Annotated in this window: 16 protein-coding genes and 1 pseudogene; 4 read left to right on the top strand and 13 right to left on the bottom strand. The window is 37.9% G+C overall.

Annotated elements, in window-relative coordinates; translation table 11 throughout:
• Nucleotides 1-117: 117 nt before the first annotated feature.
• From AT685_RS00555 to ruvB, 12 genes and pseudogenes are all read right to left on the bottom strand, one after another.
• Nucleotides 118-516 (bottom strand): Fur family transcriptional regulator, encoded by a 399-nt coding sequence (locus AT685_RS00555; protein WP_072149610.1) that lies wholly within the window; start codon nucleotides 514-516, stop codon nucleotides 118-120.
• A 20-nt stretch (nucleotides 517-536) separates the two neighbouring features.
• Complete coding sequence (locus tag AT685_RS00550) at nucleotides 537-1,127, bottom strand: DUF3501 family protein (RefSeq protein ID WP_072151110.1); 591 nt, start codon at nucleotides 1,125-1,127, stop codon at nucleotides 537-539.
• Nucleotides 1,128-1,204: 77 nt separating this feature from the next.
• Nucleotides 1,205-1,678, bottom strand: coding sequence for a Dps family protein (locus tag AT685_RS00545; RefSeq protein WP_072151109.1), 474 nt, complete (start codon nucleotides 1,676-1,678; stop codon nucleotides 1,205-1,207).
• A 21-nt stretch (nucleotides 1,679-1,699) separates the two neighbouring features.
• Complete coding sequence (locus tag AT685_RS00540) at nucleotides 1,700-2,977, bottom strand: anaerobic glycerol-3-phosphate dehydrogenase subunit C (protein ID WP_072151108.1); 1,278 nt, start codon at nucleotides 2,975-2,977, stop codon at nucleotides 1,700-1,702.
• 69 nt (nucleotides 2,978-3,046) lie between these two features.
• On the bottom strand, nucleotides 3,047-3,484 hold the full coding sequence (locus tag AT685_RS00535; protein ID WP_072151107.1) for a rubrerythrin family protein: 438 nt from the start codon (nucleotides 3,482-3,484) through the stop codon (nucleotides 3,047-3,049).
• 149 nt (nucleotides 3,485-3,633) lie between these two features.
• A pseudogene (gene acnA, locus AT685_RS00530) lies at nucleotides 3,634-6,315 on the bottom strand (aconitate hydratase AcnA).
• A gap of 60 nt (nucleotides 6,316-6,375) precedes the next feature.
• Nucleotides 6,376-7,377 carry a 2-hydroxyacid dehydrogenase gene (locus AT685_RS00525; RefSeq protein WP_072149605.1) on the bottom strand — a complete coding sequence of 334 codons (1,002 nt, stop codon included), beginning with the start codon at nucleotides 7,375-7,377 and terminating at the stop codon, nucleotides 6,376-6,378.
• 9 nt (nucleotides 7,378-7,386) lie between these two features.
• The gene (locus tag AT685_RS00520) at nucleotides 7,387-7,974 is read right to left on the bottom strand and encodes a macro domain-containing protein (RefSeq protein WP_072149604.1); all 588 of its coding nucleotides are present in this window, start codon (nucleotides 7,972-7,974) and stop codon (nucleotides 7,387-7,389) included.
• A gap of 30 nt (nucleotides 7,975-8,004) precedes the next feature.
• A complete protein-coding gene (locus tag AT685_RS00515; protein ID WP_072149603.1) occupies nucleotides 8,005-8,637 on the bottom strand; it encodes a DNA-3-methyladenine glycosylase in 633 nt (210 codons plus the stop codon).
• Nucleotides 8,638-8,639: 2 nt separating this feature from the next.
• Nucleotides 8,640-10,265 (bottom strand): aldehyde dehydrogenase family protein, encoded by a 1,626-nt coding sequence (locus AT685_RS00510; protein ID WP_072151106.1) that lies wholly within the window; start codon nucleotides 10,263-10,265, stop codon nucleotides 8,640-8,642.
• 283 nt (nucleotides 10,266-10,548) lie between these two features.
• A complete protein-coding gene (locus AT685_RS00505; protein WP_072149600.1) occupies nucleotides 10,549-10,995 on the bottom strand; it encodes a PPC domain-containing DNA-binding protein in 447 nt (148 codons plus the stop codon).
• A 15-nt stretch (nucleotides 10,996-11,010) separates the two neighbouring features.
• Nucleotides 11,011-12,057 carry a Holliday junction branch migration DNA helicase RuvB gene (gene ruvB, locus AT685_RS00500; protein ID WP_072149599.1) on the bottom strand — a complete coding sequence of 349 codons (1,047 nt, stop codon included), beginning with the start codon at nucleotides 12,055-12,057 and terminating at the stop codon, nucleotides 11,011-11,013.
• Nucleotides 12,058-12,351: 294 nt separating this feature from the next.
• On the opposite strand from ruvB, the gene AT685_RS00495 reads away from it, so the two are divergent.
• Nucleotides 12,352-14,367 carry a T9SS type A sorting domain-containing protein gene (locus AT685_RS00495; protein ID WP_072151105.1) on the top strand — a complete coding sequence of 672 codons (2,016 nt, stop codon included), beginning with the start codon at nucleotides 12,352-12,354 and terminating at the stop codon, nucleotides 14,365-14,367.
• A 189-nt stretch (nucleotides 14,368-14,556) separates the two neighbouring features.
• Nucleotides 14,557-15,003 carry a hypothetical protein gene (locus AT685_RS08510; RefSeq protein ID WP_072151104.1) on the top strand — a complete coding sequence of 149 codons (447 nt, stop codon included), beginning with the start codon at nucleotides 14,557-14,559 and terminating at the stop codon, nucleotides 15,001-15,003.
• Nucleotides 15,004-15,051: 48 nt separating this feature from the next.
• On the opposite strand, the gene AT685_RS00485 is transcribed toward AT685_RS08510, so the two are convergent.
• A complete protein-coding gene (locus AT685_RS00485; protein WP_072151103.1) occupies nucleotides 15,052-16,008 on the bottom strand; it encodes an L-threonylcarbamoyladenylate synthase in 957 nt (318 codons plus the stop codon).
• A gap of 181 nt (nucleotides 16,009-16,189) precedes the next feature.
• On the opposite strand from AT685_RS00485, the gene dnaK reads away from it, so the two are divergent.
• Together dnaK and AT685_RS08700 are read left to right on the top strand one after the other, a co-directional pair.
• Nucleotides 16,190-18,118 carry a molecular chaperone DnaK gene (gene dnaK, locus AT685_RS00480; protein WP_072151102.1) on the top strand — a complete coding sequence of 643 codons (1,929 nt, stop codon included), beginning with the start codon at nucleotides 16,190-16,192 and terminating at the stop codon, nucleotides 18,116-18,118.
• A 90-nt stretch (nucleotides 18,119-18,208) separates the two neighbouring features.
• On the top strand, nucleotides 18,209-18,340 hold a 132-nt coding region (locus tag AT685_RS08700), incomplete at its 3' end, for a Clp protease N-terminal domain-containing protein (RefSeq protein WP_143713053.1).

Raw genomic sequence — 18,340 nt, 5'->3', positions numbered from 1 at the left:
TGATTTTTTGATCCATCATAATTTTAAGTAATTTAAGGACAAATATCAAGTCCCCCTTTGAGGTTTGTGCTTTAGGTCAAAATAAAAAAGGCGACCATTTTTCGGTCGCCCTTGTTTTTAATTTGTTCCTTCAGAACGACATTTATCGCAGATCCCGAAAATATCTAACTTAACAAATTTAACCTCAAAATTTTTCCCACCAAGGTAAGATTCAACATTCAAATTTGCCCCATGAATAGGCAAATCGTAAACCGAGTTACACCTTAAGCAAATAAAGTGATGATGTGGTTCAAGATTTGCATCGTATCTTGCACTTGATGAACCATGTATCGTAACCTCACGAATTAATCCCTCTTCTCTTAAAAGATTTAAATTTCTATATACAGTCCCAAGACTTATATTCGGTATCACTTTGCGGACTTGGTCATATATCCAGTCGGCGGTTGGATGAATATCTGTGCTTTGAAGAATTCTAAGGATCGCTTCCCTTTGTTTGCTACCTCTGCGACTTGCCATCGGATAGCACCTGTAAATTTTTAATCTGATTCTAAATCTTTAATGAGTTCTTTTCTCGTTTCATCATTTATGAGCGTTGAAGCTTTGTAATTTGGATGATCAATCACAAGCCTAATTTCATTATCAAAATTTTTAAGATCGTTAATTTGCTCAGGTTTGAATTTGAATTTTATAAAATGAACAGCGCTTATCCTGTCTTCTTTGCTGTGTCCCTCTTCAAATTCAGCATAGATTTTATGCTTATCGGCTATTTGCAGGTAAACATAATTACCTCTGTCAAGTCCTATGAAGCTATCAAGCACAGGGCGCAAAAGTTGAGGATCATCAACCTCAATAAAAAGAGTTGCACTAATTTCATTTTTATCGGGAATAAGTTCGTTATAGGTATCAACTTCAAATTTTATTTCATTATCGTCTACCATTCGTTCAGCCCTCATCATTTCCTGAATTTGGAAAAGCACCGTATCCCTGTTTTCAAAGACTAACGAGACTCTATCGCCGACCTCAACCCTGCGACGCTTTTTGAGTTCAATTATGTATCTTCTAAAATCCTCCCTTATTTTTTCGTATTCATATATATTCTTTACCTCTGCAAGTTCAATTTTCTTCATTTTGCTTTTCTATTTGTTTTTATGTATTTGTGTTTTAGCAAGGAGGGGGCAAAGCCCCCTCAAGCAGACTTAATTTTTCACGACAAAAATGCTCTCAACATCCAGGCAGTTTTTTCATGTTTTTCCATAAGTTCCGTTAAGAAATCAGCTGTCCCAAGATCTTGATACTTTTCGCTAACGGTTACTATATCGTTTCTTAAATTTCTTATAATGGTTTCGTAGTCGTTAAGGAGATTTGAAAGCATTGTTTTAGCATCCGGGTATTCGCCTGGATGTTCTTTCAATCTCGTAGCTTCAAGAAATTCTTTCAATGTTCCGATTGCATTACCACCGAGGGTGCGAATTCTCTCGGCTACATCGTCAACATATTCATTCAATTCTTCATATAAGGTTTGAAAGAATTTGTGCAGATCATTAAATTGCATTCCGACTACGTTCCAGTGATAATTTCTTGCTTTTGTGTAAAGGACATATTCATCAGCAAGTAAGGTGCTTAAAATTTTTATCACGCCTTCAAGGTTTTGTTCCGAGATTCCAATATTTGGCTTCATGGCTTTCTTTTTTGTTTGTTTTTATTTTTCGTTTAAACCGTATGCGTTATAAAGTATTTGAATTGGGTGTAACCCTTTTTTGCCAGTTCCTTTTTGAATTTGCAATTGAGCAAGTGTGCAATCTGAGGAAACAACAATTTTATCCGATTCACCATTTTGATTTATTTTATCAAAGATTGGTTTTCCAACTTTCATTGACATTTCAAAAAATTCTTTCTTCATGCTCCATGTTCCATCGTGCCCTGAACAACGTTGAATCATTTCAACCTCAGTCCCTGGTATTAATTCAAGCAAATCTCTTGACTTATAACCGATATTTTGAGCTTTGAGATGACAGGGGAGATGATAGATGATTTTACCCTGTGGATATTTAAAGTCGGTTTTAAGTTTCCCTTCCTTATGTAGCTTCATCAGATATTCTGAAATATCATAAGTATGTTGAGAGATTAATTTCGCATCTTCATCGTCGGGGAGAAGCATAGTATATTCTTGTTTAAACATATAACCGCAAGTAGGTGCTGGTATTACAATGTCATAGCCTTGCTTTACATAGTTGATAAGGGATTTGACATTAAATTTTGCATTTTTAACTGCTGAATCAATGTCTCCACCATCAAGAAATGGCATTCCACAACATTTTTGTTCCGGGATGACAACTTCAATTTCGTTATGTTCAAGAACTTTTAAAATTGCTTTCCCAAGTTCTGGTTCATTGTAATTAACGGTGCAGGTATAAAATAAAACGACTCTCCCGGCTTTACCTTCTTTTTTTCCGTTTTGCTTTGAATATCTTTTAAACCATTTTTCAAATGTCTCGCTATGATATTCAGGTAAGTTTCTTTCTCTGTGAATTCCTATTGTTTTTTCCATTAAAACTCTGCTTAATTTCAAACGATTTGCAAGATTAATTAAACTCGCAAATTTACTTCCAATTTTTCCAATTAAATCAGCTTGACCCAGGATTTTATCGCGGAGCGGGATTCCTTCTTTTTTGGCTTTTACCGCCTTTGCTCTTAACATCAACCTTGGAAAATCAAGCTCATAGTGATGGGGTGGGGTATAGGGACATTTCGGGAAGCAAAGCTTACAATCATAACAAAGTTCAACAACTTTATAATAATCTTGTTTTGTTAAATCGTTTAAATTGTCTGTTTCGTCAATTTTCTTAAATAAAAACTCAAATGATGGACAAAGGTTATAACAGAGGCGACAGCCATTGCAAATGTCAAAAATGCGATACATTTCTTTAAAAAGGGCTTCTTCATCCCAAAATTTGGGGTCTTTTAAATCAAAGACCATGTGCTTAACCTTAATTTTGTTTTTTTAAAATAAAAAACCGGGGCCTCGGGAAGCCCCGTTGCTTAAAAATTATTTACTTCCCGTCAAGCTCTCAAGAGCCTTTTGGAATCTTGTTGCATGAGATTTTTCAGCACGAGCAAGGGTCTCAAACCATTCGGCGATATCGTCAAATCCCTCTTCCCGAGCTGTTTTCGCAAATCCAGGATACATTTCGGTATATTCGTAAGTTTCACCAGCAATTGCAGATTTAAGATTTGCAATAGTGTCTCCAACGGGTTCACCTGTGACAGGGTCACCAGCTCCATACTGCCTTAAGAAATCAAAATGCCCAAAAGCATGCCCTGTTTCACCCTCGGCGGTATCTCTGAAAACGCCCGCTATATCCGGATAACCCTCAATATCAGCTTGGCGGGCAAAATACAGATAACGACGATTTGCTTGAGATTCTCCAGCGAAACCATGCTTGAGATTTTCAAGCGTTTTTGTTCCTGCAAGTGACTTTGCCATGGCTTTAACTCCTTATTTTTGTTTTTAAATAATAACGATTACTATTTGCACTTATAATATACACTTTTAAAATCAATTTGTCAAGTTTTGTGAGATTAGAATTTATTAATCATTTTAAAGCGGGGCTTTAAAATGCCCCGCTTTTTAATTTATTTAGAATTTTTAAGGAGTTTGCGCAGGACGGTTTGCATTATCCCACCGTTTACATAGTATTCAACCTCAACTGGTGTATCAAGGCGGGCGATCACTTCAAAAGTTTTTATAGAACCATCATTTGATTTGGCAGTTACCTTCAAAGTTTTTTGAGGGTAGAGGTTTTCAGCGATTCCTTCTATTGTATATTCTTAAAAGCCAGTTAAGCCAAGAGTTTCTCGGTTTTCACCCTCTTTAAATTGAAGAGGCAGAACCCCCATTCCGACGAGGTTACTTCTATGAATTCTTTCAAAGCTTTCTGCAATTACAGCTTTTACTCCAAGTAAATAAGTTCCTTTAGCAGCCCAGTCGCGTGAGCTACCTGTGCCATATTCTTTTCCAGCAATTATTATAAGTGGGCGGTTTTCTTGCTTATAACGCATTGCAGCATCGTAAATGGACATTTTCTCACCTGTGGGGATGTGAATTGTCCAGCCACCTTCAACGCCAGGGAGCAGTAAATTTTTAAGTCTTACATTTCCAAAAGTTCCTCGTATCATGACTTCATGTGCACCTCTTCTTGCGCCAAATGTATTGAATTCGGATTTTGGAACGCCTCGTTCAATTAGATATTTTCCCGCGGGACTATTTTCTGAAATTGAGCCAGCAGGGGAAATATGGTCTGTTGTAATGGAGTCGCCGAAGACCCCAAGACAGTATGCATTGGTTATATCTTTTGGTGGCTCTGGTTCAAGTGTTAAGTTTTCAAAAAATGGCGGGTTTTGAATATAAGTTGAGTTTGGATCCCAATCAAAAAGTTCTCCCTCTGTAATTGGAATTTCTTTCCAATAGTTGTTTCCTTCAAAAACATCAGCGTATTTTTTCTTGAAAAGTTTTGAGTTAAGAACTTTATTTATGGTTTCTTTGATCTCGTTTTGAGTAGGCCAAATGTCTTTAAGATACACTGGATTTCCGTTCGGATCATAGCCAATGGGTTCTGTATTGAAATCAATGTTAATTTTTCCTGCCAGGGCGTAAGCTACGACAAGTATAGGTGAAGCGAGGTAATTTGCTTTTACGAGCGGATGGACGCGAGCTTCAAAATTTCTGTTACCGCTTAATACAGCACATACAACGAGGTTATTTTCTGTAATTGCTTTTGATACGGGTTCTGGAAGAGGTCCACTATTTCCGATGCATGTGGTGCATCCATATCCGACAAGATGAAACCCAAGGGCTTCAAGATATGGCATAAGTCCGGATTGCTGGAGGTATTCCGTTACAACCCTTGAACCAGGGGCTAAGCTTGTCTTGACATAAGGTTTTGTTGTTAAGCCTTTTTCAACTGCTTTTTTAGCAAGAATTCCAGCGCCAATCAGAACAGTCGGGTTTGATGTATTAGTGCAGGATGTAATTGCAGCTATTACAACTGATCCGTGAGTCAATTCGTTTTTTTGACCGCGATATAGGATTTCAACTGTTTTTTTGGGTTCTTCGTTAACTTTGTAGTTTTCTTTTAAGATCTTTTCAAATTGGGATTTTATCTCACGGAGTAAAACTTTATCCTGGGGTCGACTTGGACCAGCCAGGGTTGGTTCAATTTGGCTTAAATCAATTTCTACAATATCAGTATACTCGGGGAATGGGGAATCGTCATATCTAAAGAGCCCCTGTTCTTTTGCGTAAGTTTCAACTATTTTAGCGATGTTTTCTCTTCCTGTTAACTTCAGATAATTAATTGTCTCTTCATCTATTGGGAAGAATCCGCATGTTGCTCCGTATTCAGGGGCCATATTTGCGATGGTTGCACGGTCTGCGATGGGAAGTTTTGAAACGCCTGGTCCGAAAAATTCAACAAATTTTTCAACTACTCCTTTTTTGCGAAGGATATTTGTAACTGTCAAAACGAGGTCGGTTGCGGTTGCTCCTTCGGGTAATTCGCCTGTTAATTTAACACCGATGACTTCTGGGATTGTGATATAGTAAGGTTGCCCGAGCATAACAGCTTCTGCTTCAATACCCCCAACTCCCCAGCCGAGAACTCCGATTCCATTTATCATCGTCGTATGTGAGTCGGTGCCGACAAGCGTATCAGGAAAAGCAAATCCATTTTCTACTTGGACAACTTTTGATAGATATTCAAGATTTACCTGGTGGATTATGCCTGTTCCAGGAGGGACCACTCTGAAATTTTTAAATGAATTTTGAGCCCACTTCAAAAGAACATATCTTTCTTTGTTAAGTTCAAATTCACGCTTAACATTCCAGTCAAATGCATAGGATGTTCCGAAATAATCAACCTGGACAGAGTGATCAATTACAAGGTCAACAGGTTTGAGTGGGTTTATAATTTTGGGGTCTTTGCCGAGTCGTTTGACAGCATCGCGCATTGATGCGAGGTCAACTACGCAAGGAACACCTGTGAAATCTTGAAGCAATACTCTTGCTGGCATGTATGGGATCTCACGCAGCGGTGGCTTAGGTTGCCATGATGCGATGGATTTTACATCATCTTCTGTTACTAAGTAATTATCGCAATTTCGGAGGATATTTTCAACGAGAACTCTTATTGAGTAGGGTAATTTTGATATGTTTGTAAGTCCTTGGTCTTCAAGCCAGGCAAGTTTGAAGATTTTAAGTTTTTTTCTGCCTACGCTAATTGTTGAAATTGCATCTTTGAAGGGATGTGCATTGAGCATGGTTATTTTAATTTTTTTGTTTTTCTACTTTAAGTTAAACAAAAGGAAGAAAATTTCAAATTAGCAGGTTTTAAGTTTGATAACTTTTAAAACCTCTGAGTTAACAACATTTGCTGGAATTTTTCCTGATAAAACTTTGACTATGCTTTCGGCAGCCATGATTGCCATTTTCGTTCTCGCTTCAACGGTTGCGCTTCCTATATGAGGGGTTAAAACAACATTGTCAAGTTCAATTAATTCTTTTGGAACAAAAGGTTCTTGCTCAAAAACATCAAGTCCAGCTCCAGCAATTCTTCCACTCTTAAGTGCCTTTATCAATGCTTTTTCATCAATAACCTCACCTCGGGATGTGTTTATTAGGTAAGATGTTTTTTTCATTAGTTTTATCTCTTTTTCTCCAATTAAATGTTTAGTTTTTGGAGTTAACGGAACATGAATTGTGATTATATCTGAATTTTTGAGAAGTGTTTCAAACGAAACTTTTTTGGCACCAACTTCCTCTTCAAGTGTTTCGTTTCTGTTTGTGTTAAAGTATAAAACTTTCATTTTAAATCCTTTTGCTCTTAAACCGACTGCTGTTCCAATTCTGCCAGCTCCAATTATTCCAAGTGTTTTTCCAGCAAGTTCAGTCCCAAGCAAAAGCGTAGGTGCCCAACCTTTAAATTTCCCTTTTCTCAGAAATTTATCTGCTTCAACTATTCTTCGCGTCACTGCAAGTATCAAGGCCCAAGTTAAATCTGCTGTTGCATCTGTTAAAACCCCAGGGGTATTCGTGACTATAATTCCATGTTTTGTTGCTTCGTCAATATCAATGTTATTGAAACCAACTGCGTAATTTGATATTACTTTGCATCTGTCCATATTTGAGATCACCTCTGAATCTATTTTATCGCTCAAAAGACATAAAATCGCGTCAACACCTTTGACTTTTTTGATTAGTTCATTGTGTGTTAGGTTTCTGTTCTTTGTATTTACAATCACATTTTTGAAATTTTTCTTAAGGATTTCAAGCCCCGCCTCCGGTATCTGTCTTGTCACAAGTATTGTGTAATCTTTTTTCATGGTTTTGTTTTAAGATTTGTTTTCAAGTAAGTTTTTGGATTCGGGGAATCGGGTGCTGAATTCATTTACAAACGCGTTTAAAGTTGGTTCGTCAAAAAGGCAGAATCTTATTTCTTCAATTGTCGTGTTAGGATTTTGTTCAAGAAATTTCACGGCTGTTTCAATCAAAATTTTAGCGCATCTTTCTTTTGGGAAGCCAAATATCCCAGCACTTATTGCAGGAAAGGAGATAGATTTCAACTTCTTTTCATCAGCTATTTTCAAACTTGAAAAAACAGCACTTTCAAGTTTTTCATCTTCACCGCTTTTTCCGTCTTTCCATACAGGTCCAACTGCATGGATTACAAATTTGGCTGGCAATTTCCCGGCACCAGTGATAGCTGCACTTCCAGTTGGGACATAGCCAATTTTATCGCTTTCTTCTTGTATTACATATCCACCTTTCCTAACAATTGCACCTGCAACGCCACCACCGTGTTTGAGATATTCATTTGCTGCATTTACGATTGCATCAACATTTTCTTCTGTTATGTCGCCATGAACAATTCGGATTGTTTTATTGTTAAATCTTGTTTCAAGTAAGACTTTATTGGGCATACTTTTAAATGTGGTTTTATTTTTAAATTTTTAAGGCTTAGGGGTTGGCTTTGTTTTTGAGACGAATGGATTTCCAAGTATAAAAAATCTCCATTTTTTATCAAGACCCTGTTTAATTCCGATTCTTGGTGTTCTTACAATTTTAAATGTTTCAGTATTAGTTGGTTCAATTATAAAAATTTCATCTTCAAGTAAAGATGCTCCATTGAGGCGTTTATCAATTTGAAATGCCTGACAGAACTTTGCAGGTCCATTTGTTAAGTTATTGATGTCGTTTGTATTGCGGAATTTTTTCATCAATTCAATACCCATAATTGGTTCTACCGCACGAATTAAAACAGCTGCTGGAAAACCTTCTTTCTCAGTGACAACATTAAAACAATAATGCATCCCGTAGGTGAAATAAACATAAGCGTGTCCGCCTGAAAGATACATTACTTTGTTTCTCGGGGTTATACCACCGTAAGCGTGGCAGGCTGGGTCATCTTCACCTATATAAGCCTCGGTTTCAACAATTTTTCCTGCTAAAATTTTATCTTCAAGTCGTCTTACGATGATTTTACCGAGGAGTTCACGTGCAATTTTGAGCGTGGGCTGAAGATAAAATTTTTGATTTAGTTTTTTCCCGTTAAGAAAGATTAATTCAGGTGAGTTGTATTTCATTTTCACCTGCCGGGATATTTTGATTGAAAGTCCCTGATTATTTTTTCAATTTCTTCCTCGGTTATACCAGAGCCATAGATTTTGGTTTTTCTTTCATCAGTGGTTGATTCTAATTTCGTCCCAGTTGAAACAGGTGGGTTCCCAGCTTTTAATCGTATTCTTTCTTCAATTTCTTCAAGTATGCTTTTTATATCTTTTGTTTCGGTGGTAGATGTATGAAATCTTTTTGCATCGGAGATTTGGATTCTGTTGCCTTCAATATCGTGCAGAGGGAGTAGCTCATAGGCTAATCGTTTTATTTGGATTAGATGTCTTGCGGTGACATTTTCCGAAATAATTGAATGTCCAAGTGTTCCTGGTCCAAGTGTCATTGATGGGTCAAGACCTGTTGTATAGCCGACAGCTCCAAGTGCAGCAACTGTATTCACGAGGACTCTGAAAGCGGGTTTTTCAAGGGCAAATTTCGTAATTATGTCGGGGTCGCTTGAGTGTATGACCATCGTGTGTCCAAGTCCTCCGAATTCAAGTAGTTCAATACATTTATGACAGCCTTCTCTCCATCCGTCAACTGTATAGAAGGCGAGGATTGGTGAGAGTTTTTCAACGGAGAGCGGATATTGTTTTCCCACACCTTCAAGTTCAGCTATTAACACGGTTGTTTGTTCAGGGACGGAAAAACCAGCTTTTTGTGCGATGTAGGCTGCTGGTTTTCCGACAATTTCTGGATTTATTCCGCCTTGGGGGGTGAGAATTATTTTCTCAAGTTTTTCTTTCTCATCTGGATTGCAAAAGTGAGCACCTCGTTTTTTGAATTCGTAAATCACCTGTTCTCTTATCGGTGAATCGCAAACAACGGCATTTTCAGCAGAACAAAGTGTTCCATAGTCAAATGTTTTGCCAAAGATTATATCTGCAACTGCTTTTTTTATATTCGCGGTCCTTTCAATGAAAGCGGGGACATTTCCAGACCCAACTCCATATGCTGGTTTCCCAATGCTATAGACCATTTTGACCATTTGGGTGCTACCGGTTGCAAGGATTAAAGATACATCCCGATGTTTTAGGAGCTCCATTGTTCCTTCAATTGTAACTTCTGTCATACATTGGAATAAGTTTCTCGGTGCCCCAGCTTTTTCAGCTGCTGTTTGCATTATTTGGATTGCTTCGTAGGTGGATTTTACAGCTCTTGGATGTGGGCTTACGACAAGCGCGTTTCTCGTCTTTGCACAAATTAAAGCTTTAAACATCGCGGTTGAAGTTGGATTTGTCGTTGGAATAAGTGCAGATATCACACCCATTGGCTCAGCAATTTCAACAACTCGCTTTGATTTGTCGTAATTTATAACACCGACGGTTTTTAAATTTTTGATTGATTCGTATGTAAATTTTGTGGCGAATTCATTTTTTAATTTTTTATCCTCCCATTTTCCAATTCCTGTTTCTTCAACAGCAAGTTTTGCAAGTCGTTCTGAGGCTTCGTATCCAGCTTCAAACATTGCACGAACTATTTTGTCAACTTGTTCTTGTGAATAATTTTTGTATTCAAGGAAAGCTTCTTTTGCTTTTGCTATGAGTTCTCGCGCTTGCTGGATTGAAAGCAAGTCTTTGTATGTAATTTCAAGGGACATAGTTTTGAGGAATTTTGTTTTGGTTTACTCACCCCCTAACCCCCTCTCTACTTTCGTAAAGAGGGGGAAGATAAAGGGGGTGGGTTTAGGATACTCACCCCCTAACCCCCCTCTCTACTTTCGTAAAGAGGGGGAAGATGAAGGGGTGAGTTTGATTTTACTCACCCCCTAACCCCCTCCCTACATTCGTAGGGAGGGGGAAGATGAAAGGGGGTGGGTTTAGGCTACTCACCCCCTGACCCCCTCTCTACTTTCGTAGAGAGGGGGAATAGAAGGGGGAATTCTACTCCATCAAAATCAAAGCTGGATGCCATAGGTTTAGTCCGCTCGCTTCATCGTATACTCTTTCAATGGGTTCGCCTTCAAATTCTTCAATTATCAACTCACAAGCAAAAACTTCAGTGCCGAGCATCAAGTGTCCACCGAAACATCTACCTTGATTGTCTGCAAGCACAATATGACAATGAACAAAGGGTTGACCGTTTAACAAGCTTATATTTCCAATGCAACTTACTATCTCCATTTCCTGATTTAATTCAATGTTATGATATTTCTTTTCAATTTGGTCATAAAAAGAAATCACAGCTTTTTTAACTGCACCTATCGCCGTTATTTTTCCGATTTTTATGTTTTCTTCTTTGCAGATCTTGGTTATACCCTCAAGCAGGTCAGCTCCTTGCGGGAGGCGACCAATGTAAGTTCTACGAAGTGAATATTGCTTTCTTGACATTGAATTTCCCTTATTTTAGTTATCAAATAAACCTGGTTGTTTTTCAGACCTTGTCCTAATAAGTCCGAAATGTTTATATGCAAGTTCAGTCGCAACCCTTCCTCGTGGTGTTCTTTTGAGGAACCCTTCTTGAATTAAATATGGTTCGTAAACTTCTTCAATTGTCCCTTCTTCTTCCCCAACTGCGACGGCAATTGTTCCAATTCCAACTGGACCACCATTATATTTTTCAATTATCGTTAGAAGGATTCGTTTGTCCATATCATCAAGTCCATGTTCATCAACATCAAGAGCTTTGAGTGCATATTCGGCGACTTCTTTTGTTATAATTCCTCCGTATTCAGCGAGGTTTTCATCGGCTTGTGCGAAATCACGAGCTCTTTTGAGCAATCTATTGGCAATTCTTGGGGTTCCCCTTGACCTTCGTGCTATTTCATACGCACCTTCTTCAGTGATTTGAATCTGGAGAATTTTGGATGAGCGTTTTATGATTTTGCATAATTCTTCGGGCGTGTAATAATCCAATCTCGCACTTATCCCAAATCTTGCTCTTAACGGAGCTGTTAGTAATCCTGCTCTTGTCGTTGCCCCAACAAGTGTAAATCTTGGAAGATTTAACTTAACACTTCTTGCATTTGGACCTGTATCAATTACAATATCAATTTTAAAGTCCTCCATAGCCGAATAAAGGTACTCCTCAACGATGGGGCTTAAACGATGTATTTCGTCAATGAACAGAACCTCTCTATCACTCAAAGTTGTCAAAATTCCTGCCAGATCACCGGGTTTTTCAATCACTGGTCCTGATGTTACTTTTATTCCAACGCCAAGTTCATTTGCGATTATATATGCGAGGGTTGTTTTACCAAGTCCAGGTGGTCCTGTAAGAAGGACATGGTCAAGCGGGTCACCTCTCATTTTCGCTGCTTGTATGAAAACCTTAAGATTATTTACAATTTTTTCCTGCCCGACAAAGTCTTCAAATTTTAAGGGTCTAAGCTGTTGATCTACTTCAACATCAATTTCAAGCTTTTCTGGATTTGTATAGCCTAACTTTGCCATAAGAAAGTTGCAAACCGATTTTTGTTTTAATTTAAAAACATTTGAGATGAATATCAACTTGAATTTAGATTCGGGAAGATGAAAGAAATTGGGAATTTTTAGTTACTAAATTTTTCTTTACTTTGCCCTTGACAGGTAAAGAAGAATTTTTTATATTTCGGGTGAAAGATAAAGATGAAGATTTGCTTGGCATGGTAAGTTGTTAAGTTTTGGTGAAAATTTTGTAGAGCTGGGGTCGGAGGGTAAGTAGAGAAAAATCTGGAAAATGAAAACAAAATAATTATGGAGGTAGGCATGAGGAATGTTATTTTATTTTTGATAGTTTTTTCACTTGCTGTTACTTTGTTTGCTCAAACAACTAAAAAGTGGGATGGTGAAGGTGGGGATAATTTATGGACAACAGCGGCTAACTGGAACCCTAATGGGGTACCGACAGATGCTGATAGCGTCGTTTTGGATAATACTTATATTTCTGGTAGTTATGATGTTATAATACCTCATGATTCATCATTAGGGAAAGCAATTTGTAAAAAATTAGTAATTGGGTATGCTGGTAATCAAAATACAATTCGTTTAATTCTATTTAGTAATGCGAGTGTTGATGCTCTAAAATTTGGCGATAGTCAATCTGGAAATGATGATTTTGTTATTGATCAAGGTGGAGTATTTATTAATGCTTCTAACGCTTCAGGAGGAAATTATATAAGAAGATTTAGCTCTAGCGATATATTCAGAGTTAAAACCGGTGGGAAATATGTTCATGTTACGCGCGCGTCATTTTCAGATCCATTTTCTATAAATAATTCTATCTTTGAGAGTGGGAGCGTTAATGAAGTCAATACAAGAGTAAATATAATTATAACGGTAAGTGGAAGAACCTTTGGGCATTATATCTTGGCAAGTGATTCGGGATCTGTATCTTATAGAGCATCGTCTTTTGGAAGTGATTTTACTGTGTTAAATAATTTCATTGTTAAAAGTAATTCAAGTTTATCTTGGTCGTCTGGAGGAGTAGGCAAGGTGAATCTTAAAGGTGATTTTATAGTAGATGGGACTGTAAACATTGATAGGGAAGTTATTTTTAACGGGACATCTCAGCAGACAATTGGAGGTTCTGGACAATTAAATGTTGATACACTTACGATTAATAATTTGGCTGGCGTTTCTTTGGGTCCATCAATTTCAGTCATTGATACAAATCTTATATTTGTAAGTGGCAAATTAACAGTGGATCCTGCGAATGCAATTAAAGTTGTTGGTTCAATCACTGGAGCCGGCGATGGTAAATTTGTTGATGGAAAGCTTACCTATCCCGTTTCATCAACTGGTTCAAAAAAATGGGAAACCGGTCAGGGTTCAGATTATCTTCCTGTGACTATTGACTTTACAGATTTGGTTGGTTCAGGTGATGTAACTGTCTCCGTAATTGATAGTGTTACTCAACGACCCGATGGACCGCTTGGTAATAATAAAGTTTTAAGAAGGTGGTTTAGAATTCAGCAATCGGGTATTTCAAGTTTTCAAGCAAACATTACTTTCTCTTACTCTGATGCAGATCTTGCACGCCAAGGTATAACTGATGAGAATTCTTTGCGTGTTTTCAAATGGGATGGAACGCAATGGATAGAATTAAATGTGATAGCAAGAGATGTAGACAACAATACGATAACTGTTTCAGGTGTTAGCTCGTTTTCAGATTTTGTAATTTCGGGGACTGGGGATGCTCCTTTGCCTGTTCAGGTTGTCAATGTTTCAGCTGAGGTTGTGGGTAATGTTGTTAAGTTGAGGATAAAGACGCAGGTTGAGAGGGAGGATTTCCTTGGGTTTAACATTTATCGTGGCAGGGGTGATGAGAATTATATTCTTGTTGGTTCGTATCAGAGCGAGGCATCTTTAAGAGCAAAAGGTAATGGTGCATTCGGCAGTGATTATGAATTCGTTGATAAGGGAGTGGTTGAATCTGGTAAGTATTATTACAGGATTGAAGCAGTTTCAAGATATGAGAGAAAAGATATTGATGTGATACAGGTTGTAGTAGATGTTCCAAAGAAGTATGCGCTATATCAAAATTATCCTAATCCATTTAATCCGTATACTACAATAAAATTTGAATTGCCAGTTGCTTCAAGTGTTAGGTTGGAGCTTTACAATTCCGCTGGTCAGAAGGTGAAAGATTTGTTTGTTGGTGAATTGCCAGCTGGGTATCATGAGGTGAGGGTAGATGGTAGAGATTTGTCAAGTGGTGTGTATTTCTATGTTTTAAGGGCTAATGATTTCGTTGGGATAAAGAAGATGGTTCTTGTGAAGTAAAGTAAAGAAGGGCGGGTTCAAACCCGCCCTTTTTAGTTAATATAGCTTACTGAAAAATTATTTGTCATGAAATTGAGTAATCAAAGGTGAGAGGGAATGAGTCATTTTAAATTTGACTTTAAATGGAACGAGATGTTATATTTAATTTTGAGAAAAGATTAAAGTAAAAAAATAAAACGGGCAAGTTTTGTGAGGGAGATATTAACAAAAGCTATAAAGAAGGTAACCCTTGAGCTTGTTTATGAGGTTGTGGATGAGAGGACGAAGAGTATACTTGAGGTTGTAAATGAGATAAAGAGAAGACAGGAAGAAGATTTTAGGTATCTTAACAACAAAATAGATACTCAGATAGGGCAGTTGAGACAAGAGATGGCTCAACTTGAACAGAGGTTAGATACTCAGATAGGGCAGTTGAGACAGGAGATGGCTCAACTTGAACAGAGGTTAGATGCTCAGATAGGGCAGTTGAGACAGGAGATGGGGCAGTTAAGGCAAGAGATAGGGCAGTTGAGGCAGGAGATGGGACAGTTAAGGCAAGAAATAATGCAAATTACTCAGAAGGTAGATTCCCAGATATCTCAACTTAATCAAAGAATAGATACCGTTATTCAGCTTATCGTTGATTTAAAGAGGTGAGAAATTAACACATTGATTTTTTCAGTAACTTTCGGGTTATAAAGTTTTTCATTCCTGAGCGGATGCTTTTTTTAATCTATCCATAATTGCAAGCCCAAGTCCAGTTTCGGGAACTTCCTGAGCGTATATTACATCAACTCCAGAATCATCAAGGCGATGCAACGCTGAAAATAGATTTGCGGATGCTTCAAGTAGATCGCCATTTTCTGATAAAATTTCAACTCGCTTTGCTTTTATGTTTAGATTGATTTTTTTAAACAGAAGAATACCTGAATTTTCTGGGTTTTTTATTTCATCAATTGATTTAAAAATTTTTACGGGTGTTTTTGGAGAGTAATGTCTTTGGAGTTGTCCGGGTGAGAGGATTTTTTCAGATTTTGTTTGAATTTTCACCTTACCTATAATTTTTTCAATTTCTTCAACTGGAAGACCCCCTGGGCGAAGGATTTTAGGTTCTTCATCAATTAAGGATAAAACTGTGGATTCAACCCCGATTGGGCATTTCCCAGCATCAAGGATTAAATCAATTTTATCGCCAAGCATTTTTTCAACATGGTCAGCTGTTGTGGGGCTGATATAGCCAAATGGATTTGCGCTTGGTGCGGAGATAGGAGTTTGTGCATTTTCAATTAATTCAAGTGCAACTGGATGGGCTGGCATCCTTATGGCTACGGTTTTAAGTCCAGCTGTGACAATGTCTGGGACAATTTGAGATTTAAATAAAACGAGTGTTAGAGGTCCTGGCCAGAATTTTTCAATAAGTTTAAAAGCTCTTTCATCAATTTGTGAGGTAAGTTTTTCAAGCCATTCAATTCTTGAGATATGAACTATGAGCGGGTCAAATGAGGGACGGTTTTTAACTTCAAAGATTTTTGCGACAGCGATAGGGTTTAAGGCGTTTGCTCCAAGCCCGTAAACTGTCTCAGTTGGAAAGGCGACAAGCCCACCTTCCTTGATAATTTTCCCGGCAAGTTTTATGTTCTCTGGAGATGCTTTAACTTTCATCGGTCAAAAGTGCTTAAATTTCTGAAATCTTTTCAAACGTATGCCAAAATTAAAATCTAAAAGCGAGGGGTTAAATCAAAACGCTATTAATTTTTAATCATTTTTTCTGGCACAGGCTTTGCATATTTAATTTACGGATTTTTCAAGTTTATAAAAAACAAAAAATTTGAGGTGAAAAACTATGGGAAAAATTGTTGGAATTGATCTTGGAACAACGAACTCTGTGGTTGCTGTAAAGATGGGAAATGATGTAGTTGTAATACCAACATCAGAAGGACCGAGGACTCTTCCATCTGTTGTTGCATTTACGAAGACGGGGGAGAGATTAGTTGGACATCCAGCAAAGAGACAGGCGATCACAAACCCAGAGAATACGATTTATTCAATAAAAAGATTTATGGGGAGGTTTTATGATGAAGTAATTGAGGAAGCAAGAAGAGTTCCATATAAAGTTGTTCGTGGTCCGAATAATACAGCAAGGGTTCAAATAGGGGATAGGGTTTATTCACCGCCTGAAATTTCAGCGATGATTTTACAAAAGTTGAAACAAGATGCTGAGGCTTATCTTGGTGAGAAGATAACCGATGCGGTTATAACTGTTCCAGCTTACTTTAACGATGCACAGCGTCAGGCGACAAAGGAAGCAGGTGAAATTGCGGGCTTGAATGTAAGGAGAATAATTAATGAACCTACTGCTGCCTCACTTGCTTTTGGTCTTGATAAAAAGGGCAAACAGATGAAAATTGCTGTTTTTGATCTTGGTGGTGGAACTTTTGATATTTCAATTCTTGAAATTGGTGAAGGCGTTTTTGAAGTTAAAGGAACAAGTGGAGATACTCACCTTGGTGGGGATGATTTTGATCAGAGGATAATTGATTGGATAGCAGAAGAATTTTTGAGGCAGGAAGGTGTGGATTTGCGCAAGGATCCGATAGCATTGCAAAGGTTGAAGGAAGCTGCTGAAAGAGCGAAAATAGAGCTTTCAAGCCGACTTGAAACAGAAATCAATCTTCCATTTATCACCGCTACAAATACTGGACCGAAGCATTTACAAATGACGCTGACGAGAGCAAAATTTGAGTCGCTGATAGATGACCTGTTGCAAAAACTTATACCACCGTGTGAAGAAGCTTTGAGAAGAGCAAAATTAACAGTTGATGATATTGACGAAGTGATTCTTGTTGGTGGTTCAACGAGAATACCAAAAGTTCAGCAAATTGTTCGTGAGTTCTTCAGAAAAGAACCGAATAAGAGTGTTAACCCAGATGAAGCGGTTGCAATTGGTGCAGCTATTCAAGCAGCTGTTCTCGCTGGAGAAGAAAAAGATATTCTCTTGCTTGATGTGACACCACTTTCGCTTGGGGTTGAGACGCTTGGTGGAGTTATGACCGTTTTGATACCTGCTAATACAACGATCCCAACGAGAAAAACAGAGATATTTACAACTGCAGCTGATAATCAGACATCAGTTGAGATACATGTCTTGCAGGGAGAAAGACCTATGGCTAAAGATAATAGGACGCTCGGAAGGTTCATACTTGATGGCATACCACCAGCACCAAGAGGTGTTCCACAGATTGAAGTTACTTTTGATATTGATGCTAATGGAATTCTTCATGTTACCGCAAAAGATAAGGCAACGGGTAGAGAACAAAGCATAAGGATAACTGCGTCAAGTGGATTGACTAAAGAAGAAATTGAGAGGATGAAACGTGAAGCGCAAGAGCACGCCGAAGAAGATAGAAGAAAACGTGAAGAGGCTGAACTTAGAAATCAAGCTGACAATCTTGTTTATACAACTCGCAAGCAGCTCCGTGAAATTGGAGATAAACTTCCATCTGATTTGAGGAGCAAGGTTGAAATGAAGGCGAACAAGCTTGAAGATATGATAAAAACAGGAGCACCTATTGCTGATATACGAGCTGGGATTGATGACTTAACAAGGGTTTGGAATGAAGCTTCAAATTATCTGTATCAACATGCAACATCAGGAACAGGTTACGGAACTGGTTATGCAAGTGGTGGTTCTCAAGAATCGGAGACAAAGAAGGATGTTAAAGATGCGGATTATGAGATAGTTGATGATAAGGATAAGAAAGATAAAAATTAAAATCATGGGTTGAGAAATGCTTTTTCACAAGGCGAGGTTTAAAAACCTCGCCTTTTTTGTCAAAAATTAAATTAGGGAGGTGATATCTATATGAATTGGAATAAATTCACGATAAAATCTCAAGATGCAATTCAGAAAGCGATGCAAATTGCAGCTGAAAGAAGTCATCAAGCTATTGAACCTGAGCATCTTCTTCTTGCTTTGATAGATGATGAGACAGGG

It is taken from the genome of Candidatus Kryptobacter tengchongensis, assembly GCF_001458555.1.
Classification (GTDB): Bacteria; Bacteroidota; Ignavibacteria; order Kryptoniales; family Kryptoniaceae; genus Kryptonium; species Kryptonium tengchongense.
Note: the sequence above shows the minus strand (reverse complement) of the source record. Positions and strands in the feature narration are given on the sequence as shown.